Source organism: Herbaspirillum sp. WGmk3 (assembly GCF_023952535.1).
Classification (GTDB): Bacteria; Pseudomonadota; Gammaproteobacteria; order Burkholderiales; family Burkholderiaceae_D; genus Herbaspirillum; species Herbaspirillum huttiense.
Map to the genome: position 1 here is coordinate 709176 of NZ_JAKYWT010000002.1, position 26880 is coordinate 736055.

Sequence of the window (26880 nt, forward strand, 5' to 3'; positions counted from 1 at the left end):
GATGCTGCTCAGAGAAATTGCTCATTCACGCGCCGGAGACAAAGGCGACATATCGAATATCTCCGTAATCGCCTATCGGCAGGAGGACTATGCGCTGCTGGAGCGTACCCTGACGGCCGAACGCGTGCGTGTGCATTTTGCCGGCGTGGTCCATGGGGAAGTGATGCGCCACGCGCTGCCGCATCTGGGGGCACTCAACTTCGTGATGCAACGCGCGCTGGGCGGAGGGGTTACCCGGTCACTGGCGCTGGATGCGCATGGGAAGGCGTTGTCGGGGGTGATGCTGGACTTGGAGCTGGACTACTGACCAAGTCGCCCTTGCAGGCGGTGTCAAAGGCTCGCAGCCTCCATGAATACGGGTGCGATCATTCGAACCGGATCGGCTCGGCAGGACTGCGATCAAGAAGGTCCTCCAGCGCGCTCACATCCTCATTGATGAGGCCATGCTCTCGATTCATCTGGCAGAGCGCGTCACCCATTCGCAGATGGCCGCTGGGCTCACACCGTTCACTAATTCAGGGAGCTCTGCTTCAGGGCTGTATGGCTGCAGGGCAACGCACAAGGTGGGCACCAAAGAATTGCTCGAAAGAAATGGCGGTTGATCTGTCTTCGACATGGATATTCTCTTTTATGTTGAGATAGCCGAATTTGGCGCAACAATTCAAACTCGTCCAGCGCCAAAGTCCCGTCTCGTAGGAAACGTGCTCGGTTGCGTTCATTCGCTGCAAAAACGCGAGAAAAGACCGACGTTGTTCGATCCGCGTCGGTACCGTAGCCAAAATTCATTTCCCAAAGGAAAAATAAGCAATTTTTCGCCGATACTTCTTGTCAGAACTAGGCATATTGCGACTGTCCAAACCCTGCAAGATTTGGTATCGTCCGCCCGTGATTGATTCTCGCACTGCATCAGCGCCCCCCGCTGACACACTCCCCCCGATATGAAAAAACCAATCCGACTCGGCACTCCGCTGTCTCCTTCCGCTACCAAAGTCATGCTGCTGGGCTCCGGCGAACTCGGCAAGGAAGTCATCATCGCCCTGCAACGCCTGGGCGTGGAAGTCATTGCCGTTGACCGTTATGAGAACGCGCCTGGCCAGCAGGTCGCTCATCGCGCCCACGTGATCAACATGACCGACGGTGCCGCCCTGGCCGCACTGATCGAGCAGGAGCAGCCCGACCTGATCGTGCCCGAGATCGAGGCCATTGCCACCGAGACCCTGGTCAAGCTGGAAGAAGCCGGCCGTGCCCGCGTGATCCCGACCGCGCGCGCTGCCTGGCTGACCATGAACCGCGAAGGCATCCGCCGCCTGGCCGGTGAAACCCTGGGCCTGGCAACGTCGCCCTACCGCTTCGCCGACAGCCTGGAAGAACTCAAGGCCGCCATCGACCAGATCGGCTTCCCCTGCGTGATCAAGCCGGTCATGTCGTCGTCTGGCAAGGGCCAGTCCAAGATCGACGGCCCTGACGAAATCGAGGCGGCCTGGAACTACGCCGCCGCTGGCGGCCGCGTCGATTCCGGCCGCGTGATCGTCGAAGGCTTCATCGACTTCGACTATGAAATCACCCTGCTGACGGTGCGCTCGCTCAACGAAAACGGCGACACCATCACCAGCTTCTGCGACCCCATCGGCCACGTCCAGGTCAAGGGCGACTACGTCGAGTCGTGGCAGCCGCACCCCATGCCCAACGCCGCGCTGGAAAAGGCCCGCGACATCGCCCGCAAGGTCACCGAGAACCTCGGCGGCCTGGGTCTGTTCGGCGTGGAACTGTTCGTCAAGGGCGACATGGTCTGGTTCTCCGAAGTCAGCCCGCGTCCGCATGACACCGGCATGGTCACCATGGTCAGCCAGGTGCAGAGCGAATTCGAACTGCATGCCAAGGCCATCCTCGGCCTGCCGGTCAATACCGCCCTCAGGAGCCCCGGTGCCTCCGCCGTGATCTACGGCCAGCATGACGCCCGGGGCATCGCCTTCGATGGTGTGGCTGAAGCGCTGCGCATCCCGGGTGCCGATATTCGCCTGTTCGGCAAGCCGGAATCCTTCGCCCGCCGCCGCATGGGCGTGGCGCTGGCTTCCGGTGACAGCGTCGAAACCGCACGTATCCGCGCCAAGCAGGCTGCGGCCAAGGTCAAACCGGTCATTCCGCAGTGATCTTGCGCTCAGTCGCATGACGTGAACGGGCTCCGACGAAAATCGGCGCCCGTTTTGTTTTATGCGGGCAAATACCTCGCCAGGGTGCCGGAAACGATATAAACGATATGCCCACGGCATGCCGCTATAATCACCGTCTCCCTCCACAACAGCAGCTTTGCTCACGATCATGAAGTGTGATGTCGCCATCCTCGGCAGCGGTCTGGCCGGTCTTTCCGTGGCCCTCCATCTGGCAGAGAAGTACCAGGTGGTGGTCGTTTCCAAGGGCGAGCTGCTGGACGGGGCCAGCAACTGGGCACAAGGCGGCATTGCTGCCGTGCTCGATTCGGGCGACAGCCACGCCCAGCATATCGACGATACGCTGGTGGCCGGTGCCGGCCTGTGCGATGAAAGCGCCACCCGCTACATCGTCGAACACGGCCGCGAGGCCATCGAATGGTTGATCGCGCAGGGCGTGCCCTTCACCCGCGACGACAGCGCCGAGCTGGGCTATCACCTCACCCGCGAAGGCGGCCACAGCCAGCGCCGCATCATCCACGCCGCTGATGCCACCGGCCACGCCGTCCAGGTGACGCTGGAGCAGCGCGTGCGCGCCCACCCCAACATCACGCTGCTGGAGCATCACTGCGCCATCGACCTGATCCATGCGCGCAAGCTCGATCCCAAGCCCGAACCGCGCTGCCTGGGCGTGCATGTCCAGGACACCGCCAGCGGCCGCGTGCTGGCCATTGCGGCCGGCCGCACGGTGCTGGCCACGGGCGGGGCCGGCAAGGTGTATCTCTACACTTCCAATCCCGATTCAGCCACCGGCGACGGCATCGCCATGGCCTGGCGCGCCGGCTGCCGGGTGGCCAACATGGAATTCATCCAGTTCCATCCGACCTGCCTGTATCACCCTTACGCAAAATCCTTCCTCATCAGCGAGGCCTTGCGCGGCGAAGGGGCCTTGCTCAAGCTGCCGGCTTCGGCGGGTGCTCTGGCGGGCCAGCGTTTCATGCCGGAACACGATGAGCGTGCCGAACTGGCGCCGCGCGACGTCGTGGCGCGTGCCATCGATTTCGAGATGAAGAAACGTGGGCTGGACCATGTCGACCTGGACATCAGCCATCAAAGCCCGGCCTTCATCGCCGAGCACTTCCCGACCATCCAGGGGCGCTGCCTGGAGTTCGGCATCGATATCACGCGCCAGCCCATCCCGGTGGTGCCGGCAGCGCACTACACCTGCGGCGGCGTGGTGACCGACATGGCCGGCCGCACCGACCTGCCAGGCTTGTACGCGGTCGGCGAGACGGCCTATACCGGGCTGCATGGCGCCAATCGCCTGGCCAGCAATTCGCTGCTGGAATGCCTGGTGCTGGGCCGCTCGGCCGCCGAGGATATTGAACGGGAATTGTCAGCGGGCACCTGGCGCATCGCCGAGGTACCGCAATGGGATGAAAGCCGCGTCAGCGATGCCGACGAGGAAGTGGTGATCGCCCACAACTGGGACGAGCTGCGTCGCTTCATGTGGAATTACGTCAGCATCGTGCGCACCGACAAGCGTCTCGAACGCGCCCTGCACCGCATCCGCCTGCTCAAGGAAGAGATCGACGAGTACTACGCCAACTTCCGCATCTCGCGCGATCTGCTGGAGCTGCGCAACCTGGTGGATGTGGCGCAGTTGATCGTTTCCAGCGCCCTGATGCGCAAGGAAAGCCGCGGCCTCCACTTCAGCCAGGACTATCCACGCACCCTGCCCCGCGCCACACCGACCATCCTGCCGGGACGCCCGTAAGCGGCTATTTGCGCTGGCGGTATTGTTTGCGGTAGACGTTGGGGGCGGCCAGCACGTCGGCGACGGTCCGGCTGTAGCGGGTGGCGGCCTCCCCTTCCAGGGTATCGAAGTGCAGCACAGGCCGTTCGCGCGGCACGGGCATGCATTGCGCGACCGGCATGCCTTTGGGCAGTACGCCGACAAACTCTTCATCGGTCCAGACGGCAGGGAAATTGATACCGGCGTCATGGAACTGGTCCGCATCCACCAGTCCTGAGAGCAGTCGGAACGGCAGGTCGTGGCGGTTCACCGGATGCGTCGCGAAGAGTGACCAGCCAGGTTCCAGTTCGATGGTCCAGAAGCTGTTGAACTTCAGCACCAGCGCATCGCCCTGTTCGAAGGGTGTGCCGGTGACCTGTGCGGGCGGATGAAAACTCAATGGTGCGCGCGGATGGCCCTCCACGGTGGTCGCCGGGGCTTCCCAATCCCAACTGAAGCTGCCTTTGTCCACGTGCACGTCGCAGGGCAGCAGGATCATGAAACCATGGGCCATCGCATCGATGAAGGGCGGGCATTGCTTGACGGTACGGATATCGCGGTCATGCAGCGCGGAGAAGGCCTTGGCCGGCATGCTGCGGATCCAGTCGGGGATCAGCTCGCGGGCCAGGCGGGGGCGTGGGAGATGGTCAATCAGCGCAGGATCGCATCGGAAGTGGATTTGCGGTGGGGGCATGAGGTTCAGGGGCGATATGAAGATTCAAGGCCAGGCCTTTGCCCGAAACAGCGGCGCAATGGGGCGAAGCCAATGATAGCGCGCCACGGTCGCCCTCCGGATATGAAAAAACCCGCCTTCAGCGGGTTTTTTCAGGGTGGTCAGGTTCAAGAAACTTCATACGACGCTCAACTCTTCGGACAGCTCGGGGTGCTTGATGATCAGCCGTAGCAGGCATAGCACCCCTCCTGGTGGCGCGAACCGTCCTTGTTCCCAATCGCGCAATGTCGCTACCGGGGTTTCGATGCGCTCGGCAAAAGCAGCTTGCGTCAGACCGGATTTCTCCCGTGCCTGACGCACGATAATCTGCTCCGGGGTTGTGACACGCCCAACCCCTGCCTTCGCCTCTGCAAGTGCTTGCCGCAGATCGGGAAGAGCCTCACCAACATCGGCCTCAATAGCCTTTGCCACCTTCTCAACGTCGATTTTCCTGATGCCCATGTCACACCACCTTCTTGATGTCAGCGGGAAGCAATGACGGGCCCAGGATCACTCCCACTCAATGGTCGCCGGCGGCTTCCCCGAAATGTCATAAACCACCCGGTTCAAGCCACGCACCTCGTTGATGATGCGATTGGACACGCGTCCCAACAGTTCATGCGGCAGATGCGCCCAGTGCGCCGTCATGAAGTCTTGCGTCTGCACCGCACGCAAGGCCACCACGTATTCGTAGGTACGGCCATCACCCATGACGCCCACCGACTTCACCGGCAGGAACACGGCAAAGGCCTGGCTGGTCTTCTCATACCAGCTTTGACCATCTTCATCCTTCGTATTGCGCAGTTCTTCGATGAAGATCGCATCCGCACGGCGCAGCAGGTCGGCGTACTCTTTCTTCACTTCACCCAGGATACGCACACCCAGGCCAGGACCTGGGAACGGATGGCGATACACCATCTCCGGCGGCAAGCCCAGCGCCACGCCCAGTTCGCGCACTTCATCCTTGAACAGTTCGCGCAGCGGCTCCAGCAGCTTCAGGTTCAGCGTTTCCGGCAGGCCGCCGACGTTGTGGTGGCTCTTGATGGTGTGGGCGGTCTTCTTGCCCTTGCCGGCGCTTTCGATCACGTCCGGATAAATCGTGCCCTGGGCCAGCCACTTGGCGCTGGTCAGCTTGGCCGATTCGGCCTGGAACACTTCCACGAATTCGCGGCCGATGATCTTGCGCTTGGCTTCGGGATCGGTCACGCCCGCCAGATGGCCCATGAACTGCGCGGTGGCGTCCACATGGATCACCTTCACACCCAGGTTCTTGGCAAACATCTCCATGACCATCTTGCCTTCGTCCAGGCGCAGCAGGCCGTGGTCGACGAACACACAGGTCAGCTGGTCACCGATGGCGCGATGGATCAGCGCTGCCGCCACGCTGCTGTCGACACCGCCCGACAAGCCCAGGATGACTTCATCGCTGCCCACTTGCTGGCGGATCATCTCGACGGCTTCGGCGATGTAGTCCGGCATGTTCCAGTCCGACTGGCAGCCGCAGATCTCGTGCACGAAGCGGCCCAGCATGGCCTTTCCCTGCACCGTATGAGTCACTTCCGGGTGGAATTGCACACCGTAGAAACGACGCTCTTCGTCGGCCATGCCGGCGATCGGGCAGTTGCCCGTGGAGGCCATGAGCTTGAAGCCGGCGGGCAGTTCGTTGACCTTGTCACCGTGGCTCATCCACACCTTCAGCATGCCGTGGCCTTGCGCATTAGTGAAGTCGCTGATGTTGTCCAGCAGCTTGGTGTGGCCGTGGGCGCGCACTTCGGCGTAACCGAATTCACGCAGGTGGCCGTTCTCGACCTTGCCGCCCAGTTGTTCGGCCATGGTCTGCATGCCGTAGCAGATGCCCAGCACCGGCACGCCCAGTTCGAAGACCGCTTGCGGGGCACGCGGCGTATCGCCTTCGGTGACGCTGTTGGGGCCGCCGGAGAGGATGACGCCGGCCGCGCCGTAGTTGCGCACGAACTCGTCGGTCACGTCATGCGGGAATACCTCGGAAAACACACCGGCTTCGCGCACGCGGCGAGCGATGAGCTGGGTCACCTGGGAACCGAAGTCGAGGATCAGGATTTTCGAATGCGAATGCGTGGACATGGGCAGTGAGGTCTGGCTACGTTAAAAATGGACTTCTGAAAAGATCAACAGCCCGACAGCCTGGCACAAGGCCGGTGGGCTGTCGGGCTGTGGCCGCATCGAAAATTACTCGGCGCGGTAGTTCGGGGCTTCCTTGGTGATCTGCACGTCGTGGACATGCGATTCACGCATGCCGGCCGCGGTAATCTCGACAAACTCGGCGCGCTCGCGGAAGTCGTCGATGGAGGCACAACCGCAGTAACCCATGGAGGAGCGCACGCCGCCCACCAGCTGATACAGGATCGCAACCACGGAGCCCTTGTAGGCAACGCGGCCTTCGATGCCTTCCGGCACGAACTTGTCTGCGGTATTGTCGCCGTCCTGGAAGTACCGGTCGGCCGAACCGTCAGCCATCGCACCCAGCGAACCCATGCCGCGATACGACTTGTAGCTGCGGCCCTGGTACAGGATCACTTCGCCCGGGGCTTCTTCGGTACCGGCGAACATGCTGCCCATCATCACGGCCGAAGCGCCGGCGGCCAGCGCCTTGGCGACGTCGCCCGAGAAACGGATACCGCCGTCGGCGATCACCGGAACGCCAGTACCCTTGAGGGCTTCAGCGACGTTGGCGATGGCCGAGATCTGCGGCACGCCGACGCCGGCGACGATACGGGTGGTGCAGATGGAGCCGGGGCCGATACCGACCTTGACAGCATCCGCGCCATGTTCCACCAGAGCCTTGGCGGCGGCGGCGGTAGCGATGTTGCCGCCGATGACTTCGACGTGCGGGTAGCGGGTCTTGACCCACTTGACGCGGTTGAGCACGCCAGCAGAGTGGCCGTGGGCGGTGTCGACCACGATCACGTCCACGCCGGCCGCCACCAGCAGCTCGATGCGCTCGTCATTGTCCGGGCCGACGCCGACGGCGGCGCCCACGCGCAGCTTGCCGTGTTCGTCCTTGCAGGCGAAGGGGTGTTCGGTGGATTTTTCGATGTCCTTGACGGTGATCAGACCGCGCAGTTCGAAGGCATCGTTGACGACCATCACGCGCTCCAGGCGGTGCTTGTTCATCAGACGCTTGGCTTCTTCCGGATCGGCGCTGGAGCCGTTTTCCTTGACGTAGACCAGCTTGTCGCGCGGGGTCATCTTGGCGCGGACTTCTGCGTCCAGTTCTTCTTCAAAGCGCAGGTCGCGGTTGGTGATGATGCCGACCAGCGCCTTGCCTTCCACCACCGGGAAGCCGGAAATGCCATGCTGCTTGGACAGCGCGATGACGTCACGGATCTTCATGGTGGGGGGGATGGTGATCGGGTCACGGACCACGCCGGACTCGAAACGCTTGACCTTGGAAACCTCGCGCGCCTGTTCCTTGGGCGTCAGGTTCTTGTGGATGATGCCGATGCCGCCCTCTTGCGCCATGGCAATGGCCAGGCGGGCTTCAGTCACGGTATCCATTGCCGCGGAGACCAGCGGAATGTTCAGCGAGATGTTGCGCGTCAGGCGCGTGGTCAGGGAAGTGTCTTTGGGGAGGATGTCCGAGAAGGCCGGAACGAGCAGCACATCATCGAACGTGAGTGCTTTTTGGAGAAGACGCATAGTGTTTCCTATAGGCGCAAAAGCGAATTATACAGAAAAGCTGAACGCGCGTCTTGCTCTACTTGCGTTTCTCCCTCCGGGCGTCGTAAAAATGCCGGAAGGCTGGGATTCCGGGCCGGGCAGCAGCGCCGTTCAAGGGCGGTCCGCTTGCTCCCGGTGCGCGGCGCGGCGGCGGCGCGACTGCTTGGGGTCCGCAATCAGCGGCCGGTAGATCTCAATGCGGTCGCGTGCGCGCAGCACCGTGTCGAGCGTTTTGATCTTGCCGAAGATGCCGACCTTGCACACCGACAGGTCGATGGCCGGCTGCTCGCGCAGCAGGCCGCTGTCCAGAATGGCCTGCTGGATGGTACTGCCGGGGGCTACCTGCAGGTCCTGCAGGATCTGCAGGCCGGGCGCGGCGTAGCAGAGCTGGACTTGCAAAAAGGCATCGTCAGCCATATATCTGTTCGGCGCGTTTGCAGAAGGAATCGACGAAGCTGTTGGCGATCATGCTGAAGACCGGCCCGATCACCCCTTCCAGGATGCGGCTGGAAAATTCATATTCCATGTCGAATTCGATCTTGCAGGCATCCTCGCGCAGCGGCTTGAAGGTCCAGCGGCCTTCGAAATGCTTGAACGGGCCTTCCACCAGGCGCATGGTCATGCTGGTCGGGCGCACGTTGGTGTTCTGGGTGCTGAAGGATTGCTTGAGGCCGTGATAATTGATCTTGATCTTGGCCGTGAGGCTGTCATCACTGCGCTCGGAAACCTCGACACCGCCACACCAGGGCAGGAATTCAGGGTAATCCTCAACCTTGTCGACCAGGTTGAACATCTGCTCCGCGCTATAGTTGATCAGGACGGTTTTGTGTACGACTGCCATCGAGGGTGATCCGTTTGATAAAATCGCAAAGGCACAATTTTAACCGACGAGACGAATTTTTATTTAGATGAGCATTATTGATAACAAAAAGGCCTTTTTCGATTACTTCATCGAAGAGCGATTCGAAGCAGGCCTCGTCTTGCAAGGTTGGGAAGTCAAATCGATCCGCGCCGGCCGCGTGCAACTCAAGGAAGCCTACGTGATCGTGCGCAATGGCGAGGTCTACCTGTTCGGCTGCCACATCAGTGCACTGACCAGCACCTCCACGCACGTGCATCCGGAGACCACCCGCACCCGCAAGCTGCTCTTGAATGCCGCCGAGATCAGCAAGCTGATCGGCAAGGTGGAACGCTCCGGCTACACGCTGGTGCCACTGAACTTGCACTACAGCAAAGGCCGCGTCAAATGCGACATCGGCCTGGCCAAGGGCAAGAAGCAGCACGACAAGCGCGAGACCGAAAAACAGCGCGACACCCAGCGCGAAATCCAGACGGCGATGAAGCAGCATCGCCGCTGATCCCTTCCTGCCTCTCCTTGACTGCGACCACGGCTGCCTTGTGCAGCCGTTTTCATGTCCGCTTGCAACGCGCTTACGCCCAACCCTCAAACCGTTCACGGCAAGCGGCGACGATCTCCTCCACCACACTGCCCCACTGCCCCCGCTGCTGCTGGCGGAACAGCTTCACCGAGGGATACCAGGCAGTCTGCTCGCCCTGCACGCCCCAGCGCCACTCGCCCTCCAGCCGCTGCGGCAGGAAGCACGGCAAGCCTAACGCGCCGGCCAGGTGCACCACGGCGGTATCGACGCTGATAACCAGATCCAGCGCGCAGGCCAGCGCTGCCGAATCGGCCCAGTCCGCCAGCGGGAAGGTGCGGAGCCGGCCAGACAGCTCCTGATGCACGCCCTGATCGGCCAGCGGGATCTCGACTTGCAGGCAGACCACCTCTACCGGCAACTCAAACAAAGGTAGCCACTCGGCCAGTGGCACGTCGCGACTGGGGTGCGGCGTGGCGTACTGGCGACCGGCCCAGGCCAGGCCGATGCGCGGACGGCGCGGTGAAGCCGCCGCTGTCTCGGCGAGACGCTGCTGCCATTGCTGAAGGCGGATCGGATCCACCTTCAGGTAGGGCGCAGACGGAGCCTGGCTCGGATGCGGCAGATCCAGCAAATACGGAAGACTGAGCAAGGAAGCGTGACAATCATGCGGACCGGCTTCACTGACATGCGCCACGCAGCGAACCTGCGCAAAGGACGGCGCGAGCACTGCCAGCAAGCCCGCCGGGGCACACAGGGTGACCTGTGCCGCCTGCGCTGCCACCAGCGGCAGATAGCGAGCAAATTGCAGACAATCGCCCTGCCCTTGTTCAGACCACAGCAGGATGTGTTTGCCACTGAGCGACTCGCCGTGCTGCCAGCACGGACTGGGCGTGGTGATGGCGCGCCGGGCCAATTCCGGAATCCGGAAGCGCGCTTCATGTTCGCGCCAACCTTCGGCGAAGACCCCGCGCGTGAGCAACATATGTGCACGCCCCACCTGGGCTTGCGGAAAGTCGGCATGCCAGCGCAAGGCTTCTTCATATCCGGCTTGAGCCGCCTCGATCCGGCCCATGCGACGCAGGATGTCGGCCCGATTGAAGGCGATCAGGGCGCGCGCCTCATCCTCGGCCGCCTCGTCGGGATAGCAGCGCAAGGCCTCTTCATGGCGATTCAGCCGCAGCAGGATATCGGCATGCAGGGCCTGGTCCTCCAGCGCCGGCAGCGGGAGGGCAGGTTCGATGGCGGACAAGGCCGCATGAGGCTGGTCCAGCTGGTGGTACAAGCGCGCCAGCAACACCCGCTGATCGACAGGCCTTGCGCCCTCCTGCAGCAACCGCGCTTGGAGCGCATCGGCCCATTGCAGCAAGACGGCACGATGCGCCACACGGGCTTCGTCGTAATCGGGCAGCAGATCGAGGCAGGCTTGGTAGGCAGCGGCCGCGGCAGGAAGATCGCCGGTTTCCTGCAACAGGCTGGCACGCTGCATGAGCACGGGCAGGAAGCTGGCATCGAGTCGCAGAGCCTGATCGAGAGCGGCCAGGGCGACGGCAGGCTGGCCTGCACCGCGCAGGGCGATGGCCTCGCACATCAGGCCCATGATGCCAGCCAGGGTGGCGGGGTCGGGAGCATTCATGGCCGGCAGCTTAGCATGGCTGCCGGCCCGGGCACGGCCCTTCCCGTCACGCCGTGGTATCGATCAGGTTGCCGGTGGTCTTGCCTGCGGCCAGCTTGCTCTGCAGGCTTTGCAGGAAGCTCGAGAGCGAGGTCGTGGATGACGACGCGCCCAAGGAACTGAGGAGGTTGCTGAACGCACTTTCCAGCGAGGAGACGGTGCCGTCTCCTGAGCCTGCATCAGTGCCGCTGCTGCTGCCGGAGAGGCTGGAAATGAGGCTCTGGAGATCCGCCTCCAGCCCTCCTCCCGGTGGCGGCGGACGGCCGCCCGGTGTGTAGGCGCGTGCGGTGGTATCAGTACTGGTTGAACTGGTGGTAGTGCTCGTGCTGCTCGTGCTGCTGGTATCGCTGGTGGCCGATACGCTGCTGGTGCTGCTGTCCGAGGAAGACGTGGAGCTGGCCGGGGGCGGTCCCGGCGGCGGATTGTTCTGGCCCTTCAGAGCCGCCATCAATTCCTGCAGGAAGGCATCGAGCTTGGAATCGACGTTGGCCGACGAGATGCTGCTGCTGGAGGAAGTGGTGGTCGCCGACGTGACCGAAGTGGCGCTGGTGGCCGAGCTGTCGAGATCGACGCCCAGCGCGGACAGGATATCCTTGAGCGCCCCGATGAGGCCCCCGCCCTTGTCACCACGCGGCGGCGGCGGTGGCGGCGCATCCATGCGCGGAGTGGCGCTGGTAGAAAAACCGCTGGTTCCGGACAACGCCGACAGATCGGCAAGACTGAAATTGCTGGACGACACGCTGCTGATGGCCATGACGGACTCCTTTTATTGTGCGCGATGCCCCATGCATCGCTCCCTTGTACATGCCAAAAGTATCGGTCATCAAGACGTGTTAAGTTGATGCCTGCCGCGTAAAGCCGAGTAAAGTCTTGTTAAGCGAGCTCGTCCGCCCTCCGCGCTCCAGCCAGGCCCGGTGCGGGTTGCCGTCAGGCACTGATGAATGGAAAGCAAGAAAAATGCGAGTTCTCGTACTTTGACAGGCCGCGGCCGGCCGCGGTAAATGAATGTAAAGATGCAATTGTAAAGAAGGCCTGAAACACTTCTGCAAAACCTTTTACGGCATATTACGGGCTGCCGACGCCCTGCGGCCTGAAGGCAGGGCAATTCGAGAATGGAATGCAGCAATGTCTAAAGTGCTTTTGATCGACGATGACGTGGAGCTCGTCGAGATGCTCAAGGAATACCTGGAGCAGGAAAAATTTGAAGTCAACGTCGCCCATGACGGCGAAGCCGGTGCCGCCGAGGCGCTCACCGGCCAGTACGCCATCGCCGTGCTGGACGTGATGATGCCGCGCCTGAACGGTGTCGACACCCTGCGCCGCATTCGCGCCAAGAGCAACATGCCGGTCGTGATGCTGACCGCCAAGGGCGATGACACCGACCGCATCATCGGTCTGGAACTCGGTGCCGACGACTACGTCCCCAAGCCCTGCACGCCGCGCGAGATCGCTGCCCGTATCCGTGCCATCCTGCGTCGCGCCTCGGCCGAAAGCAGCGAGCAGGCGCCCTATTCGCCGCTGGCCGTGGGGGCCCTGTCGATGTGGCCGGAACAGCGCCGTGCCACCTGGAACGGCCGTCCGCTGGAACTGACCAGCAGCGAATTCAACCTGCTTGAAGTGCTGGCCCGCAATGCCGGCAAGCCGGTCAGCAAGCAGACCCTGTCGGAGCAAGGCCTGGGCCGTCCGCTGGCGCGCTTCGACCGCAACATCGACGTCCACCTCTCCAGCATCCGCCAGAAGATCGCCGCGCTGGGCAGCGACAAGAGCTGCATCCAGACCGTCTACCGCCTGGGCTACCAGTTCATCAAGGAATAAAGTGGGCCGGCTTTTCTGGAAGTTCTTCTTCTTCATTGCGATCGCCCAGATCACCGCCACCTTCGGCGTGGGCGTGCTGTTCTGGATCGAGAACCTGGAACGCAGCAACCGCAATTCGGAGATCGACCTCAGTCCACCGGCCTCCTTCATGATCCGCGCGGCCGCCGCCACCCTGCAGTTCGGCGGCCCGGAAGCCTTGCGCAGCCTGATCAACGAGGGCCGGCCGCATCGCCTGCAGCTGTATGCCGTGGATGAAGAAAACCAGGACCTGATGGGCCGCGAAGTCTCGCCGCATCTGGTGGAACAGGCGCGCCGCGTGCTGGCCACCGAACGCGATCGCCGGGTGGTGGAACTGGTCAAGGCCGCCAATGGCCACAGCTACCTGATGTTCATCCCCACGCCCAACGACGAGTTCGGCCCGCCCCCGGGCGGCATGCCGGGCCGCGAGCCTCGTTACATGAAGGACAGGGGCGGACCCAAGCCGCTGTTCTTCCCGACCATGCCGATTGCCGTGGCGCTGGTGGCCAGTCTGGTGTTTGCGTTGCTGCTGGCCTGGTATTTCTCGCATCCGATCCGGCATCTCAAGAATGCCTTCAACCAGGCCGCCAACGGCAATCTGGACCAGGCGCTGGAACCGGTCATGAGCGCGCGCAACGATGAACTGGCCGACCTGGGACGCGACTTCGACGCCATGACGGCCAAGTTGCGTACCCTGATGGAAAGCCAGCGCCGCCTGTTGCACGATGTCTCGCACGAGCTGCGCTCGCCGATTGCGCGCCTGCAGATGGCCATCGGCCTGGCACGCGTGCAGGACAAGGACAAGCTGGAACTGACCCTGGAGCGCATCGAACGCGAAAGCGTGCGCATGGACAAACTGGTCGGCGAATTGCTGACCCTGTCGCGGCTGGAAGCCAACGTGCCCGGTTCGATGGAAGAAGCCATCGCCATCCAGGCCATGCTGGCCGACATGACCAATGACGCCAGCTTCGAGGCCGAGGCGCTGGGCAAGCGGGTGGAAAGCCGCATCGATTGCCGGGTGCAGGTCAAGGGCAATCCGGAATTGCTCTATCGCGCCATCGAGAACGTGCTGCGCAATGCCATCAAGCACACTGCACCCGAGACGGCCGTGCAATTCGTGGCCGAGATCGACGAGGTCAACAAGCTGCTGCACCTGTCCATCCTGGATCGCGGACCGGGTGTACCGGAAGAAGAAATGGACAGCATCTTCGAGCTGTTCTTCCGCAGCAGCCGCACCAAGAGCAACAGCGCCGGCCACGGACTGGGGCTCTCGATTGCGCGCCGCATCGTCGAAGCGCACCAAGGCTTCATCCGCGCCGCCAATCGCAGCGACGGCGGCCTGCGAGTCGACATCACCCTGCCCTTCATGGCCGATGAGCCGGCACGCGGAGACACTGCCGAGATCTGATCGCCGCCTCACGGGCGACAGGCACGATATGAACGATATGCACCAAGACCAAGCCCCGTCCGGTTTCACGCCGGGCGGGGCTTTTCAATGGGCGTTTGCTGTATGAATTATTGTGCAGCAGAAGGCACCGCGGCCGGATTGACGATGGCATTCATCAACCCGCGCTGCACCGCCACCTGGAAGGCCTGCAACTCGCTCACGCCCTGCTCGGGTGGATAAGGAATCGGCAGGCGGTTCATCAGCACTGCCCAGGTCCAGCCATCGGCGCGCGATTGCAGGTAGGCGTAGGTGCCGGTGGTGAGTGCGCCGCTGTGGGAGAGGATCTCCACCCCATTGCTGAGGGTCACCACCCAGCCCAGGCCATAGTTGTTCTCGGCCTGTGCGGGATTGCGCTGCTTCATCAGCGCCAGGGTCTGCGGCTGCAGCAAGGCGGGAGCGCCGCGCCCTTGCGTCGCATCGGCAAAGCGTACCAGGTCGGCCGCCGTGGCAATCCAGCCCGCAGTGGCATCCATGGCCTTGAAATGCAGGGCCGAATAGGATTCCGGACCGGTGGCGCCACTGCCATCGCGATCGGCCACAGCGGGCCATCGTGGATCGTCGTAGTAGACGGTCTCGTTGGCGGCGCGCTCGATGCGGCGGTCACCGGCGATGGCGGCGCCCTCCACCGCAGCGGGCTTGAAGACCAGTGCCTGCAACGCCTCTTCATAAGACATGCCGGACTTCTGCTCCACCAGGCGTCCCAGGACGTTGTAGGCAAAATTGCTGTAGAAATACTCCGTCCCAGGCGCTGCATCCAGCAGGCGCTGCTTGAGCACGTAGGCGATCACGTCGCGGGCCGAGGCCGGTGCGGCTACCTGGCGCGCCTTGGCGATGTTGACCAGGTCGTATTGCGGATCGTAATCGCTGCCACCCCAGCCGCTGGTGTGCTGCAACAGCTCGCGCAAGGTGATCTTCAGGACACGCTGGTCCAAGGGCTGGGCAAAGTCAGGATAGGCGGCGTCCGGCAGCAATCCTTCCGGACCGAACACGGGACGATCCAGGACCTGCGGCAGCTCCTTCTCGAACAGCTTCAGCACCGCCACCGCCGTGACCGGCTTGGAGACGCTGCCGATCCGAAAACGCGTCAGCGGCGTGACCGGCGTATTCGATTCGGTCACCGCCATGCCGTAGCCACGCTGATACACCAGCCGGCCCTGATAGGCGATGGCGATGCTGGCACCGGGCACGGGATATTGACCGAGCAATTGCGTCATCTGCTGGTCGACGCGTTCGGCCAGGGCGGCCATGTCGGGGCTTTCCTGCGCCAGCACGGAAACGGAAGCGAGCATCAGGCCTGCCGCCATCAGTGCAGCCAGCGGTTTGCATGCAAAAACGGACGTAAAACGTGGATGCATGGCTTACTTCTGCTGCTTGACGACTTGCAGGGCCGAGGCGATCAGCCCGCTCATGTCCGCCAGATTGGCCGGCACGATGATGGAGTTATTGGTCTTGGCCAGCTTGCCGAAGGCATCGACATACTGCTCGGCGACCTTCAGGTTGACTGCGTCCGAACCACCCGGCTGCTCGATGGCGGCAGCCGTCTTGCGGATCGCTTCCGCGCTGGCTTCGGCGATGGCGAGGATGGCCGCAGCCTGGCCCTCCGCACGGTTGATGGAGGCCTGCTTCTCGCCTTCGGAACGGGCAATCGCGGCTTCGCGCTCACCGGTGGCGATGTTGATCTGTTCCTGCTTGCGGCCTTCGGAGGCAGCGATCAGGGCGCGCTTCTCGCGTTCGGCGGTGATCTGGGCCTGCATGGCGTGCAGGATTTCCTTGGGCGGGGTCAGGTCCTTGATTTCATAGCGCAGCACCTTCACGCCCCAGTTCTCGGCCGATTCATCGATGGCGCTGACGATGGCGGTGTTGATGTGGTCGCGTTCCTCGAAGGTCTTGTCCAGTTCCATCTTGCCGATCACCGAGCGCAGCGTGGTCTGCGCCAGCTGGGTGATCGCCGCGATGTAGTTGGAGGAGCCATAAGAGGCACGCATCGGGTCGGTGATCTGGAAATACAGGATGCCGTCGACCTGCAATTGCGTGTTGTCCTTGGTGATGCAGACCTGGGGTGGCACGTCCAGCGGGATTTCCTTGAGGATGTGCTTGTAGGCCACGCGGTCGATGAAGGGCACCACGATGTTCAGGCCAGGGGCCAGCGTGGCGTGGTATTTGCCCAGGCGCTCGACCACCCAGGCATGCTGCTGCGGGACCACCTTGACCGTCTGCACGACGAAGACAATGGCAAGGAAGAAGATGACCAGAGTGACGCTACCCAGCATGAAATTCTCCTGAAAACGAGAGGGGGGAAGAAGTGAAGACGCCGATCAGCGCGGCGCAACCAGCAAGCGGCTGCCACGGATTTCACGGATGACGAAGCTGCCGGGACTGGCATGATGGCCGGGCAGCAACTCGACATCCCACTGCGCACCGCGATAAGGCACGCGCGCCATGAACTGGTTGCCGTGCAGCTGCCAGGCCGGGACCTCGACGCTCTGACCGATATCGAGCAAGAGATTGGGATCATCGTTGGCGCTGCTGCGTCGCAGCCGGCCATAAGGACTGCGGCGAAGACCGAGCACCGCCGCCACGCCGACCACGGCGGCCACCAGCAACTGCCACTCCAGTATCAAGCCGCACCAGGCGGCGATGGCGCCGGCCACCAGTCCCAGCGCGATCATGAGCAGGTAAAAGGTGCCTGTGAAGAGTTCTGCACCTAACAGCGCGCCGGCCAGCACCAGCCAGAGTGACCAGTCAGTCATCGTCGGATTCCCATGAAGAAAACTGCAAACGACGTCAGTCTACTGCAGCTTGAGAAAATAAAACAAAGGCGCGGACATTTCTGCCCGCGCCTTTCACTTCTTTCGAAGTTGGTCGTGAGTGACGCTTAAAGCTTCATCACTTCTTGCTTCATCACTTCTTGGCCAACTGCTGCCAGGTGTCGATGACGGTATCCGGATTCAGCGAGATGGACTCGATGCCCTGCTCCATCAGCCATTCGGCGAAGTCCGGATGGTCCGAAGGACCCTGGCCGCAGATACCGACGTACTTGCCCTTTTCGCGGCAGGTAGCGATGACCTTGGTCAGCAACGCCTGCACGGCCGGATCACGCTCGTCGAAGTCGGCGGCCAGCAGTTCCATGCCGGAATCGCGGTCCAGGCCCAGGGTCAGCTGGGTCAGGTCGTTGGAACCGATAGAGAAGCCGTCGAAGTGCTCCAGGAACTGCTCGGCCAAAATGGCGTTGGACGGGACTTCGCACATCATGATGACGCGCAGGCCGTTCTCGCCACGCTTCAGGCCATACTTGCCCAGCAAACCAATGACCTTCTCGGCCTGGCCCAGGGTACGCACGAAGGGCACCATCACCTCGACGTTGGTCAGGCCCATGTCTTCACGCACACGCTTCATGGCCTGGCATTCCATCTGGAAGGCTTCGGCGAAGTCGTGGGCCAGGTAACGCGCGGCACCACGGAAGCCCAGCATCGGGTTTTCTTCGTCCGGCTCGTAGCGCGAACCGCCGATGAGCTTCTTGTACTCGTTGGACTTGAAGTCCGACAGGCGCACGATCACCGGCTTGGGCCAGAAGGCCGCAGCGATGGTGGCGATGCCTTCAGCCAGCTTGTCGACGTAGAAGGCCTTGGGCGAGGCATGGCCACGGGCGACCGATTCGACGGCCTTCTTCAGGTCGGCGTCGATGTTCGGGTATTCCAGGATGGCCTTGGGGTGCACGCCGATGTTGTTGTTGATGATGAATTCCAGACGCGCCAGGCCGACACCGCCGTTGGGGATCGACTGGAAGTCGAAGGCCAGCTGCGGGTTGCCCACGTTCATCATCACCTTCAGCGGGATCGGGGGCAGTTCGCCACGGGCCACTTCGGTCACTTCGGTTTCCAGCAGGCCGTCGTAGATCTTGCCTTCATCGCCTTCGGCGCAGGAGACCGTCACCAGGGTGCCATCCTTCAACACTTCGGTGGCATCGCCGCAGCCGACCACGGCCGGCACGCCCAACTCACGGGCGATGATGGCGGCGTGACAGGTACGGCCGCCACGGTTGGTGACGATGGCCGAGGCACGCTTCATGACCGGTTCCCAGTTGGGATCGGTCATGTCAGCCACCAGCACGTCGCCGGGCTGCACACGTTCCATTTCAGCCGGATCGCTGATGACGCGCACCGGACCGGCACCAATCTTCTGGCCGATGGCACGGCCGGTGGCCAGCACGGTGCCCGAGCTCTTGAGCTTGAAGCGCTGCTGCGCATCGGTCGCCTTCTGCTGCGACTTCACGGTTTCCGGACGAGCCTGCAGGATGTAGAGCTTGCCGTCGCGGCCGTCCTTGCCCCATTCGATGTCCATCGGACGCTGGTAGTGCTTCTCGATGATGGTGGCGTACTTGGCCAGTTCCACCACTTCGGCGTCGGTCAGGGAATAGCGGTTGCGCAGTTCCACCGGCACATCCACGGTCTTGACCGAACGGCCAGCTTTGGCTTCGCCGGTGAATTCCATCTTGATCAGCTTGGAACCCAGGTTGCGGCGGATCACCGGCTGCTTGCCCAGTTCCAGCATCGGCTTGTGGACGTAGTATTCGTCCGGGTTGACGGCACCCTGCACCACGGTCTCACCCAGGCCATAGCTGGAGGTGATGAAGACCACATCCTTGAAGCCGGATTCGGTGTCGATGGTGAACATCACGCCAGCCGCGCCCACGTCCGAACGGACCATGCGCTGCACGCCGGCCGACAGGGCCACTTCGGCGTGAGTGAAGCCCTTGTGGACGCGATAGGAAATCGCGCGGTCGTTGTAGAGCGAGGCGAAGACGTGCTTCATCGCTTCGAGCACGTTGTCGATGCCGACCACGTTCAGGAAGGTTTCCTGCTGGCCGGCGAAGGACGCGTCAGGCAGGTCTTCTGCGGTGGCGGAGGAACGCACGGCGAAGGACATCTCGGCGGTCGAATCGGCCACCAGCTTGTCGTAGAAGGCACGGATTTCCTGGTCCAGGCGGGGCTGGAACGGGGTCTCGATGATCCATTGACGGATCTCGGCACCGGCTTGCGCCAGCGAACGCACGTCGTCGATGTCCAGGCCTTCGAGGCGCTGGGCAATGCGGGCGGCCAGGGTTGGGCCGCCATCGGCGCTGTGTTCCAGGAAATCACGGAAAGCTTGCGCAGTCGTGGCGAAACCGCCCGGCACGCGTACACCCGCGCCGGCCAACTGGGAAATCATTTCTCCCAGCGATGCGTTTTTGCCACCGACGGACTCGACGTCCGTCATGCGAAGAGTTTCAAAGGAGGCTACGTATACCGCCCCCTGGGTGTTTACTGCGTTGGACATGACAACCCCTAGCTTGATGATAAGAAATCTTCGCGGGCGCGGCATGGGTCGGTTTATTTTTGTTATTCTGCGACGGTTGCGGCAGCAGGTGCGGCTTCGAGGACCAGCCCAGGGACAGCATCAGGCGCGCAGCCACACCGAGGACGTTTGCCATTGCAAACATCATCAGGAATTCGGGCAAATTGCGCAGCGACATGACGGTCATCAAGATGGGCTTCTCGAAATTGTTGCCAAGCATTGTACCGCGTGAAATCATTTTTGTTCGTAGCACCCAATACTTTTTCTATTTTCCAAAAGACAACTAAATGCTCGACCCCATGCCGATCCCGCACCCTTCCCCCGTCGTGGCCGCCAACCGCACCGTGTTCTTCGTCTCCGACGGTACCGGGATCACTGCGGAGACCTTCGGGCATTCGGTGCTGAGCCAGTTCGAGCTGCGTTTCAAGCAGATCCGCCTGCCCTTCATCGATACCCTGGAAAAGGCCCACGACGCCACCCGCAAGATCAATGAAGCCTATGCGGTGGATGGCAAGCTGCCCATCGTCTTCTCTACGCTGGTGAAGTCGGAACTGTCTTCGGTGATCCGGCGCGCCAAGGCCATGCACATGGACCTGTTCCAGACCTTCGTGGAGCCGCTGGAGCAGGAACTGGAGATGAAGTCCACCCACACCATCGGCCGCAGCCACAACACCACCGATTCCGAGGAATACCGCAACCGCATCGAGGCCATCAATTTCTCGCTGGCACACGATGACGGCCAGTCCAACAAGAACCTGTCGGAAGCCGACGTGATCTTGGTGGGCGTATCGCGCTCGGGCAAGACCCCGACCAGCCTGTACCTGGCCATGCAGTTCGGCATCAAGTGCGCCAACTATCCGCTGATCCCGGAAGACTTCGAACGCGAAAAGCTGCCCAGCGGGCTGGTGCTGCACAAGAAGAAGATCTTCGGCCTGACCATCGCCGCCGAACGCCTCTCGGAAGTGCGCAATGAACGCCGTCCCGGCAGCAAGTACGCCGCGCTGGAAAATTGCCGCTATGAAATCAATGAGGCCGAGAAGATGATGCGCCGCGAAGGGATACGCTGGATGTCGTCGACCACCAAGTCCATCGAGGAAATCGCCGCCACCATCCTGCAGGAGATCAAGCTGGAGACGCGCTGACCGACTGTCGGCGTAAAAATTCAGTGCGCACGCGGGTGCGCTTCTTCGGGCCGTTGATGGTGGTTTCCATGGTGAAGGAGTCTTCACCATGGGCTGTATACACCGCGGTATAGCAGTCCGGGCCGCACAGGTGATCGGCGGCCGGTATCAGTTCCTGTCCACGCAACAGATAGTCCTGATAAGGCTGGCCGACACGCTCGCCGTCAGCGAACAGCACGCACAGGCGGTCCGGGCCGAAGCGATAGTCAAAGACGCGGGAAAACGGAATCAACCTGCCGGGCGCGCTGGTCATGCGCAGTTGGCCCTGCTCGCGGTAGACCAACTGGCCCGGCGTCTCGCCTCTAGTGAAACTTAGTTCACCTGACGCCGTAGCTTGCGGGCTTTCGCTGCCTTCCCAGATAGTACGGCTGAAGATCCATTCCCCGAGAAAGTAATCGGCCATGGCGGCCAGATCGATGGGGGGAAAGGCCGCCATGATACGTGCCGCCCTCAGCGCCCGACGGTACGCTGGCGCAGTTGTTCGAAAAGGCAGACCGCCGCTGCCGCCGCCACGTTGAGCGATTCCATCTCGCCCAAGTGCGGGATCACCACTTCATGGGTGGCCGCATCCTGCAAGGCCGGCGACACGCCTTGCCCTTCATGCCCCAGCAGCCAGGCCACCGGACCGGAGAGGTCGCAATCGTAAATGGTCTGGGCCGCGTGCGAGCTGGTAGCCAGCAAGGGGATGCGGCTGGCGGCGCACAGAGCGACCAGGTCGGCATTCTCGAAGATGTCCAGCACGAAATGCGCGCCCATGCCGGCCCGCAGCACCTTGGGCGACCAGGCCGCTGCCGTGCCGGGTGAACAGAACACTTGCTTCACGCCTGCCGCAGCGGCGCTGCGCAGAATGGAGCCGAGATTGCCCGGATCCTGCAGACCATCGAGGAGCACCGCCGATTCCTTCAATTGCGCCGGGGCCACCGGCTCGGGCGTGCTCACCAGCAACAGCAAGCCCACGCCGTTCTCCACGGTACTGATGGCGTCATACAGCTTGTCAGCCAGCACCAGGCATTGCGCGTGCAAAGCTTCACATTGCGCCAGGATGGGCGCTACTTCCGGGTGATACTGGGCGCTCTCGGCCACCACGCACACCTGCGGCGCGCCGCGATGCTGCAGCCACGCCTGCGCCAGATGCACGCCATCCAGCAGGCTCTGGCCGGCGCGGCGGCGGGCCTGGCTGCTGGTGGCCAGTTGCTTCAAATCCTTGAAGACCGAGTTGTCCTTGGAAGTGATCAGTTTCATGCCTGTCTCGCTCACGCCATCACCACCGTCTGGCCGGACAGCAAGGCCCTGACCGGCGCATAGGAGCGCCGATGCACCGGCGAGACGCCATGCAGGCGCAGCATCTCCAGGTGCAGCGGGGTCGGATAGCCCTTGTGGCGGTCGAAACCGTAGTGTGGATAGGTGTCATGCAAGACCAGCAGCGCCGCATCGCGCGCGGTCTTGGCGAGGATGGAGGCGGCCGAGATGGCCGGCACCTTGTCGTCGCCCTTGACGATGGCTTCGGAGCGGATGCTCATGACCGGGCAGCGGTTGCCATCGATCAGGGCCAGTGTGGGCAGCGTGGAGAGTGCCTCCACCGCGCGGCGCATGGCCAGCATGCTGGCGTGCAGGATGTTGAGCTCGTCGATCTCCTGCTCGTTGCAGGAGGCAATGGCCCAGGCCAGCGCCGATTCCTTGATCTCCAGCGCCAGGCTGTCGCGCGCGGCTTCGGAAAGCTTCTTGGAGTCGCGCAGGCCCTTGACCGGACGCGCCGGATCGAGGATCACGGCGGCTGCGAAAACCGGACCAGCCAGCGGACCACGGCCGGCCTCATCGACGCCGCAGATGATCTCGCCGGTATAGTCGTCAAACAAAGCCAGGGTCTGGGGGGCCGCCTTGGGCATAGCAATTTCCTTCATCAAACTCTCACACGGATCGCCGCAGCGATCCTTCTTTCGACCCGTCAACGACGACGCGCGCCAATGACTTCACAGACCGCATTGGCGCTCTCCCTGCTGGTATCGCGCAGCAGGGAGTGGTGCATGTCGGCAAAGCGCCGCACCAGCCGCTGCTGGTGCGCATGGTCTTCCAGCTGGTGCCACATGGCATCGGCCAGGGCCTGGGGCGTGGCCTGTTGCTGCAGCAGTTCCGGCACCAGGAAGTCGCGCGCCAGGATATTGGGCAGGCCCACCCAGGGCTGGTAAGCCATGTGCCGCATGATCTGGTACGAGGCCCAGTTGACCTTGTAGGAGATCACCATCGGCTTCTTGTACAAGGCCACTTCCAGCGAGGCCGTGCCCGAGGCCACCAGCACCGCATCGGAGGCTTCCATCGCACTGTGCGACTGGCCACGGATGACGCTGATGCCAAGATCTTCATATCCGCCCTGGCGAATCTGCTCTTCAAAAAAGGCCATCTGCCGGTCACCCGCCATGGGCGTGATGAACTGCAATTGGGGGTCGCGCTGCCGCAACAGCCGTGCCGCGGCGAGGAAACCTTCGCCGTTCTGCTTCAGTTCGCTCATGCGGCTGCCCGGCAGGATGGCCACCAACCTGCCCGGCCCCGCCAGTCCGAGGCGCTGGCGTGCGCCTGCGGTATCCGGTTGCAGCGGGATCACCTCGGCCAGCGGATGGCCGACATAGGTCACCGGAACGCCCGCCTGCCGGTACAGGTTTTCCTCGAAGGGAAAGATCACCAGCATGTGCGACACCGCGCGCTGGATCTTCTTGATGCGCCAGCCGCGCCAGGCCCAGATCTGCGGGCCGATGAAGTGGATGGTCGGGATGCCGGCCTTCTTGAGCTGTTCTTCCAGGCCCAGGTTGAAGCCGGGATAGTCCACACCCACGAAAACATCCGGCCGGTCCGCCAGCAGCTTGTCACGCAGCGAATCCTGGATGCCCTTGATCTCGCGGTAGCGCGGAATCACCTCGAACAGGCCACGCACCGTCAGCTTGTCCATCGGCCAGTCGCTGGTAAAGCCGTGCGCCATCATGTGCTCGCCACCAATACCGTGCAGGCGCACTTCCGGCAGACGCTCGCGCACGCCGGCCAACAGGCGGCTGCCCAGCAGGTCGCCCGAGCTTTCGCCGGCCACCAGTGCGATCGACTGGCGGCGCGTGATGTCAGCGGATGATGCCACGGGCCGAAGCCTCGATGAACTCGCGCAGCAGGCGGATGTGCTCGGCGCTGTGGGCCGACTTGGCTTCCATCTCCGCCAGTTGCTGCTTGGCTTCTTCCAGCGGCAGGCCGGCGCGGTAGATCACCTTGTAGGCGCGCTTGATCTCCATGATCTGCTCGCTGGTGAAGCCACGGCGCTTCAAGCCCTCGCTGTTGATGCCGGCCGGCACGGCACGGTTGCCGGCCGCCGTCACGAAGGGCGGCACGTCCTGGCTCACGGCCGCCGTAAAGGCCGTCATGGCATGGGCGCCGATATGGCAGAACTGGTGCACGGTGGTGAAACCACCCAGGAACACGTGGTCGCCCAGGTGCACGTGGCCGGCCAGCGTGGCATTGTTGGCCAGGATGATGTGGCTGCCCAGCTGGCAGTCGTGCGCCAGGTGGACGTAGGCCATGATCCAGTTGTCATTGCCGATGCGGGTTGCGCCGCCATCCTGCACGGTACCCCGGTTGAAGGTGACAAATTCGCGGATGGTGTTGCGGTCGCCGATCTCCATGGTGGTCGGTTCGCCGGCGTACTTCTTGTCCTGCGGTGCGGCGCCAATGGAGGCGAACTGGAAAATCTCGTTGTCACGGCCAATGGTGGTGTGGCCTTCGATCACCACGTGGGGACCGATGCGCGTGCCCGCGCCGATGCGCACGTCAGGACCGATGACGGCATACGCGCCGATCTCGACCGATTCGTCGATCTGCGCTCCGGGGGCAATCACTGCGCTGGGATGGATCTTGGACATGTCCTGTGCTTCGATGGGTTCACTTGTTGCACATCTTGCAATGAAGCAATCTGCACAATGAATCAGGCCCGGCGCGATCTTGCCGATCACCGCCGGGCCTGGCTTGATGCGTCAAGCCTGCAGGCAGGCCTGGGGTCAGGCGCTCTGGCTGGCGTCGGCGGCGCTGCGCATGGTGCACATCAGGTCGCCTTCCACAGCCACCTGGCCGTCCACGGTGGCCACGGCACGGTATTTCCAGATGCCACGGGCACGGCGGGTGATTTCCACTTCCATCTTGAGCTGATCGCCCGGTTCCACCGGACGCTTGAAGCGGGCATTGTCGATGCCGACGAAGTAGACCACGGTGTTCTCGTCGGGCTTGCGGCCTTCGGTCAGGAAGGACAGCAGCGCAGCGGTCTGGGCCAGCGCCTCGATCATCAGCACGCCCGGCATCACCGGCTTGTGCGGGAAGTGGCCGTTGAAGAATTCTTCATTCACGGTCACGTTCTTGATCGCGGTGATGGTCTTGCCGCTCTCCCAGTTCAGCACGCGATCAACCAGCAGCAGCGGATAACGGTGCGGCAGGTACTGTTTGATTTGATTGATGTCGAGGCTATTCATTCTCTTCTTGATTCTCTGAAAGCGGGGCTTGGCCTGCTTGTTCTTGTGTCAACGTTTTAAGCGATTTTTCCAACGCCCGGATTTTCTCACGCATCGTGCCCAGATTGCGCACCAATGCAGCTGATTTTTCCCAGTCGCGGTGTTCGGTGATGGGATAGAAGCCGGTGTATTGCCCCGGCTCAAGAATCGAACGCAGGGCCAGCGTACCGGCCGAGACGTGCACCTTGTCCACGATGGTGATGTGGCCATGGATCATGGCCGCGCCGCCGATGGAGCAGTATTTGCCGATTTTCGCGCTGCCGGCGATGCCGGCACAGGCGGCAATGGCAGTATGGGCGCCGATGTGGCAGTTGTGGGCGATCTGGATCTGGTTGTCGAGCTTGACGCCCTCCTCGATCACGGTATCGGCCAAGGCACCGCGGTCGATGGTGGTATTGGCACCGATTTCGACGTCATCGCCGATCATGACACGGCCAACTTGCGGAATTTTGATCCATTGCCCGGCTTCGTTGGCGAAACCGAAGCCATCGGCCCCGATCACCGCACCCGAATGGACGATGCCGCGCGCCCCGATCTCGCAGGCGTGATGCAGGGTGGCACGGGCGTGGAAATGGGTGTCCTCACCGACCTTGGCGTGGTGGCCGATGAAGCTGCCGGCGTCGATACGGGCGCGGGCACCGATGACGGCACCGGCTTCGATCACCACCAGCGGGCCGATCACCGCATCCGCCGCGACCTGGGCCGATGGATCGACCACGGCGCTGGCATGGATGCCGGCAGGCGCGCGCACTTCGGCCTGAGCCTGAAACAGCTGGGCCGCGCGGGCGAAATAGGCGTAAGGATTGCGGGTGACGATGCGGGCACCGGCATAGCCCTGCACCTGGGCGTCGTCCGTCTCGGACAGGATCAGCGCCGCCGCCTGGGTCTGGTCGGCTTGCGCACGGAACTTGGGATTGGAAAGGAAAGTGATGTGGCTGGCACCGGCGGCATCCAGCGGCGCGATGCCATCGACCGCGATGGTCGCATCACCCTTCAGCTGACCGCCCAGGCGCTCGACCAGTTGCTGCAGTCGAATACTCATCTTGGCTTTTCCGAATGGTAGGCGTTGCTTGGCTTACGGTAGAACAAAGGCCGCCCTGAAGGCAGCCCCTGAAGCGACATGCGGGCGCAGGACGTTGCCGCCCGGCG

General features: G+C 62.7%; 27 protein-coding genes. 7 read left to right on the forward strand and 20 right to left on the reverse strand.

The features are described 5' to 3' along the window. Position 1 precedes the first annotated feature (1 nt). The 3 genes from MKD49_RS09065 to nadB all read left to right on the forward strand — a co-directional run bounded on the left by MKD49_RS09065 (position 2) and on the right by nadB (position 3924). A complete protein-coding gene (locus MKD49_RS09065) occupies positions 2 to 307 on the forward strand; it encodes a hypothetical protein (protein WP_252696131.1) in 306 nt (101 codons plus the stop codon). Positions 308 to 938: 631 nt separating this feature from the next. Beyond that, on the forward strand, positions 939 to 2150 hold the full coding sequence (purT, locus tag MKD49_RS09070; RefSeq protein ID WP_252696132.1) for a formate-dependent phosphoribosylglycinamide formyltransferase: 1212 nt from the start codon (positions 939 to 941) through the stop codon (positions 2148 to 2150). Between the two features lie 169 nt (positions 2151 to 2319). Further along, positions 2320 to 3924 (forward strand): L-aspartate oxidase, encoded by a 1605-nt coding sequence (gene nadB / locus MKD49_RS09075; RefSeq protein ID WP_252696133.1) that lies wholly within the window; start codon positions 2320 to 2322, stop codon positions 3922 to 3924. A 4-nt stretch (positions 3925 to 3928) separates the two neighbouring features. Here nadB and MKD49_RS09080 read toward each other — a convergent pair whose 3' ends face one another. The 6 genes from MKD49_RS09080 to MKD49_RS09105 form a co-directional block, all read right to left on the reverse strand. After that, positions 3929 to 4636 carry a hypothetical protein gene (locus tag MKD49_RS09080; protein ID WP_252696134.1) on the reverse strand — a complete coding sequence of 236 codons (708 nt, stop codon included), beginning with the start codon at positions 4634 to 4636 and terminating at the stop codon, positions 3929 to 3931. A gap of 156 nt (positions 4637 to 4792) precedes the next feature. Further along, positions 4793 to 5116, reverse strand: coding sequence for a DNA-binding transcriptional regulator (locus tag MKD49_RS09085; RefSeq protein WP_252696135.1), 324 nt, complete (start codon positions 5114 to 5116; stop codon positions 4793 to 4795). Between the two features lie 48 nt (positions 5117 to 5164). Next, positions 5165 to 6757: a glutamine-hydrolyzing GMP synthase gene (gene guaA, locus MKD49_RS09090; RefSeq protein WP_039788239.1), complete on the reverse strand. Its 1593-nt coding sequence runs from the start codon at positions 6755 to 6757 to the stop codon at positions 5165 to 5167. A 105-nt stretch (positions 6758 to 6862) separates the two neighbouring features. Then, entirely contained in the window at positions 6863 to 8332 is a 1470-nt protein-coding gene (gene guaB, locus MKD49_RS09095) for an IMP dehydrogenase (protein WP_121040026.1), read from the reverse strand. A 132-nt stretch (positions 8333 to 8464) separates the two neighbouring features. Further along, a complete protein-coding gene (locus MKD49_RS09100) occupies positions 8465 to 8770 on the reverse strand; it encodes an RnfH family protein (RefSeq protein WP_121040023.1) in 306 nt (101 codons plus the stop codon). After that, the gene (locus tag MKD49_RS09105; protein ID WP_034336959.1) at positions 8763 to 9194 is read right to left on the reverse strand and encodes a type II toxin-antitoxin system RatA family toxin; all 432 of its coding nucleotides are present in this window, start codon (positions 9192 to 9194) and stop codon (positions 8763 to 8765) included. Before MKD49_RS09105 ends, MKD49_RS09100 begins: the two co-directional genes overlap by 8 nt. A gap of 67 nt (positions 9195 to 9261) precedes the next feature. Here MKD49_RS09105 and smpB point away from each other — a divergent pair, with 67 nt between their 5' ends. Next, on the forward strand, positions 9262 to 9711 hold the full coding sequence (gene smpB / locus MKD49_RS09110; protein WP_088753876.1) for an SsrA-binding protein SmpB: 450 nt from the start codon (positions 9262 to 9264) through the stop codon (positions 9709 to 9711). 73 nt (positions 9712 to 9784) lie between these two features. Here the strand turns inward: smpB and MKD49_RS09115 are convergent, their stop codons facing one another. Then, positions 9785 to 11365: a hypothetical protein gene (locus tag MKD49_RS09115; RefSeq protein WP_252696136.1), complete on the reverse strand. Its 1581-nt coding sequence runs from the start codon at positions 11363 to 11365 to the stop codon at positions 9785 to 9787. Between the two features lie 46 nt (positions 11366 to 11411). Continuing rightward, complete coding sequence (locus tag MKD49_RS09120; RefSeq protein WP_252696137.1) at positions 11412 to 12158, reverse strand: hypothetical protein; 747 nt, start codon at positions 12156 to 12158, stop codon at positions 11412 to 11414. A 371-nt stretch (positions 12159 to 12529) separates the two neighbouring features. Here MKD49_RS09120 and MKD49_RS09125 point away from each other — a divergent pair, with 371 nt between their 5' ends. Next, positions 12530 to 13219, forward strand: a complete 690-nt coding sequence (locus MKD49_RS09125; protein WP_039788247.1) for a response regulator transcription factor — start codon at positions 12530 to 12532, stop codon at positions 13217 to 13219. Between the two features lies 1 nt (position 13220). Further along, on the forward strand, positions 13221 to 14645 hold the full coding sequence (locus MKD49_RS09130; protein WP_209580542.1) for an ATP-binding protein: 1425 nt from the start codon (positions 13221 to 13223) through the stop codon (positions 14643 to 14645). 107 nt (positions 14646 to 14752) lie between these two features. Here the strand turns inward: MKD49_RS09130 and MKD49_RS09135 are convergent, their stop codons facing one another. From MKD49_RS09135 to MKD49_RS09155, 5 genes are all read right to left on the reverse strand, one after another. Continuing rightward, the gene (locus tag MKD49_RS09135; protein ID WP_252696138.1) at positions 14753 to 15973 is read right to left on the reverse strand and encodes a serine hydrolase; all 1221 of its coding nucleotides are present in this window, start codon (positions 15971 to 15973) and stop codon (positions 14753 to 14755) included. A gap of 69 nt (positions 15974 to 16042) precedes the next feature. Continuing rightward, positions 16043 to 16954 (reverse strand): SPFH domain-containing protein, encoded by a 912-nt coding sequence (locus tag MKD49_RS09140; RefSeq protein ID WP_034336986.1) that lies wholly within the window; start codon positions 16952 to 16954, stop codon positions 16043 to 16045. Between the two features lie 45 nt (positions 16955 to 16999). Continuing rightward, positions 17000 to 17434, reverse strand: a complete 435-nt coding sequence (locus tag MKD49_RS09145; protein WP_252696139.1) for an NfeD family protein — start codon at positions 17432 to 17434, stop codon at positions 17000 to 17002. A gap of 151 nt (positions 17435 to 17585) precedes the next feature. Then, positions 17586 to 19940, reverse strand: a complete 2355-nt coding sequence (gene ppsA / locus MKD49_RS09150; RefSeq protein ID WP_240733890.1) for a phosphoenolpyruvate synthase — start codon at positions 19938 to 19940, stop codon at positions 17586 to 17588. Positions 19941 to 19950: 10 nt separating this feature from the next. Then, positions 19951 to 20256, reverse strand: a complete 306-nt coding sequence (locus MKD49_RS09155) for a hypothetical protein (protein ID WP_084320188.1) — start codon at positions 20254 to 20256, stop codon at positions 19951 to 19953. 49 nt (positions 20257 to 20305) lie between these two features. Here MKD49_RS09155 and MKD49_RS09160 point away from each other — a divergent pair, with 49 nt between their 5' ends. Continuing rightward, positions 20306 to 21160, forward strand: coding sequence for a pyruvate, water dikinase regulatory protein (locus MKD49_RS09160; RefSeq protein ID WP_039788257.1), 855 nt, complete (start codon positions 20306 to 20308; stop codon positions 21158 to 21160). Here the strand turns inward: MKD49_RS09160 and MKD49_RS09165 are convergent. From MKD49_RS09165 to lpxD, 7 genes are all read right to left on the reverse strand, one after another. Next, the gene (locus MKD49_RS09165; RefSeq protein ID WP_134222274.1) at positions 21141 to 21635 is read right to left on the reverse strand and encodes a DUF6314 family protein; all 495 of its coding nucleotides are present in this window, start codon (positions 21633 to 21635) and stop codon (positions 21141 to 21143) included. The genes MKD49_RS09160 and MKD49_RS09165 overlap by 20 nt on opposite strands. 14 nt (positions 21636 to 21649) lie before the next feature. After that, complete coding sequence (locus MKD49_RS09170; protein WP_252696140.1) at positions 21650 to 22441, reverse strand: RNA methyltransferase; 792 nt, start codon at positions 22439 to 22441, stop codon at positions 21650 to 21652. Between the two features lie 11 nt (positions 22442 to 22452). Then, the gene (rnhB, locus tag MKD49_RS09175) at positions 22453 to 23085 is read right to left on the reverse strand and encodes a ribonuclease HII (RefSeq protein ID WP_121040000.1); all 633 of its coding nucleotides are present in this window, start codon (positions 23083 to 23085) and stop codon (positions 22453 to 22455) included. A 59-nt stretch (positions 23086 to 23144) separates the two neighbouring features. Next, a complete protein-coding gene (gene lpxB, locus MKD49_RS09180; RefSeq protein ID WP_252696141.1) occupies positions 23145 to 24320 on the reverse strand; it encodes a lipid-A-disaccharide synthase in 1176 nt (391 codons plus the stop codon). Beyond that, a complete protein-coding gene (gene lpxA, locus MKD49_RS09185; RefSeq protein WP_039788266.1) occupies positions 24304 to 25092 on the reverse strand; it encodes an acyl-ACP--UDP-N-acetylglucosamine O-acyltransferase in 789 nt (262 codons plus the stop codon). Before lpxA ends, lpxB begins: the two co-directional genes overlap by 17 nt. Before the next feature lie 135 nt (positions 25093 to 25227). Next, positions 25228 to 25692 (reverse strand): 3-hydroxyacyl-ACP dehydratase FabZ, encoded by a 465-nt coding sequence (gene fabZ, locus MKD49_RS09190; protein WP_006462531.1) that lies wholly within the window; start codon positions 25690 to 25692, stop codon positions 25228 to 25230. After that, positions 25685 to 26773 carry a UDP-3-O-(3-hydroxymyristoyl)glucosamine N-acyltransferase gene (gene lpxD, locus MKD49_RS09195; RefSeq protein WP_121039991.1) on the reverse strand — a complete coding sequence of 363 codons (1089 nt, stop codon included), beginning with the start codon at positions 26771 to 26773 and terminating at the stop codon, positions 25685 to 25687. Before lpxD ends, fabZ begins: the two co-directional genes overlap by 8 nt. Positions 26774 to 26880 lie beyond the last annotated feature (107 nt).

Excerpts from the sequence above, each read along its gene's own strand:
- MKD49_RS09065 (WP_252696131.1), top strand. The coding sequence starts at position 2 with ATGCTGCTCAGAGAAATTGCTCATTCACGCGCCGGAGACAAAGGCGAC.
- purT (WP_252696132.1), top strand. The coding sequence starts at position 939 with ATGAAAAAACCAATCCGACTCGGCACTCCGCTGTCTCCTTCCGCTACC.
- nadB (WP_252696133.1), top strand. The coding sequence starts at position 2,320 with ATGAAGTGTGATGTCGCCATCCTCGGCAGCGGTCTGGCCGGTCTTTCC.
- MKD49_RS09080 (WP_252696134.1), bottom strand. The coding sequence starts at position 4,636 with ATGCCCCCACCGCAAATCCACTTCCGATGCGATCCTGCGCTGATTGAC.
- MKD49_RS09085 (WP_252696135.1), bottom strand. The coding sequence starts at position 5,116 with ATGGGCATCAGGAAAATCGACGTTGAGAAGGTGGCAAAGGCTATTGAG.
- guaA (WP_039788239.1), bottom strand. The coding sequence starts at position 6,757 with ATGTCCACGCATTCGCATTCGAAAATCCTGATCCTCGACTTCGGTTCC.
- guaB (WP_121040026.1), bottom strand. The coding sequence starts at position 8,332 with ATGCGTCTTCTCCAAAAAGCACTCACGTTCGATGATGTGCTGCTCGTT.
- MKD49_RS09100 (WP_121040023.1), bottom strand. The coding sequence starts at position 8,770 with ATGGCTGACGATGCCTTTTTGCAAGTCCAGCTCTGCTACGCCGCGCCC.
- MKD49_RS09105 (WP_034336959.1), bottom strand. The coding sequence starts at position 9,194 with ATGGCAGTCGTACACAAAACCGTCCTGATCAACTATAGCGCGGAGCAG.
- smpB (WP_088753876.1), top strand. The coding sequence starts at position 9,262 with ATGAGCATTATTGATAACAAAAAGGCCTTTTTCGATTACTTCATCGAA.
- MKD49_RS09115 (WP_252696136.1), bottom strand. The coding sequence starts at position 11,365 with ATGAATGCTCCCGACCCCGCCACCCTGGCTGGCATCATGGGCCTGATG.
- MKD49_RS09120 (WP_252696137.1), bottom strand. The coding sequence starts at position 12,158 with ATGGCCATCAGCAGCGTGTCGTCCAGCAATTTCAGTCTTGCCGATCTG.
- MKD49_RS09125 (WP_039788247.1), top strand. The coding sequence starts at position 12,530 with ATGTCTAAAGTGCTTTTGATCGACGATGACGTGGAGCTCGTCGAGATG.
- MKD49_RS09135 (WP_252696138.1), bottom strand. The coding sequence starts at position 15,973 with ATGCTCGCTTCCGTTTCCGTGCTGGCGCAGGAAAGCCCCGACATGGCC.
- MKD49_RS09140 (WP_034336986.1), bottom strand. The coding sequence starts at position 16,954 with ATGCTGGGTAGCGTCACTCTGGTCATCTTCTTCCTTGCCATTGTCTTC.
- MKD49_RS09145 (WP_252696139.1), bottom strand. The coding sequence starts at position 17,434 with ATGACTGACTGGTCACTCTGGCTGGTGCTGGCCGGCGCGCTGTTAGGT.
- ppsA (WP_240733890.1), bottom strand. The coding sequence starts at position 19,940 with ATGACGGACGTCGAGTCCGTCGGTGGCAAAAACGCATCGCTGGGAGAA.
- MKD49_RS09155 (WP_084320188.1), bottom strand. The coding sequence starts at position 20,256 with ATGATTTCACGCGGTACAATGCTTGGCAACAATTTCGAGAAGCCCATC.
- MKD49_RS09160 (WP_039788257.1), top strand. The coding sequence starts at position 20,306 with ATGCTCGACCCCATGCCGATCCCGCACCCTTCCCCCGTCGTGGCCGCC.
- MKD49_RS09165 (WP_134222274.1), bottom strand. The coding sequence starts at position 21,635 with ATGGCGGCCTTTCCCCCCATCGATCTGGCCGCCATGGCCGATTACTTT.
- MKD49_RS09170 (WP_252696140.1), bottom strand. The coding sequence starts at position 22,441 with ATGAAACTGATCACTTCCAAGGACAACTCGGTCTTCAAGGATTTGAAG.
- rnhB (WP_121040000.1), bottom strand. The coding sequence starts at position 23,085 with ATGCCCAAGGCGGCCCCCCAGACCCTGGCTTTGTTTGACGACTATACC.
- lpxA (WP_039788266.1), bottom strand. The coding sequence starts at position 25,092 with ATGTCCAAGATCCATCCCAGCGCAGTGATTGCCCCCGGAGCGCAGATC.
- fabZ (WP_006462531.1), bottom strand. The coding sequence starts at position 25,692 with ATGAATAGCCTCGACATCAATCAAATCAAACAGTACCTGCCGCACCGT.
- lpxD (WP_121039991.1), bottom strand. The coding sequence starts at position 26,773 with ATGAGTATTCGACTGCAGCAACTGGTCGAGCGCCTGGGCGGTCAGCTG.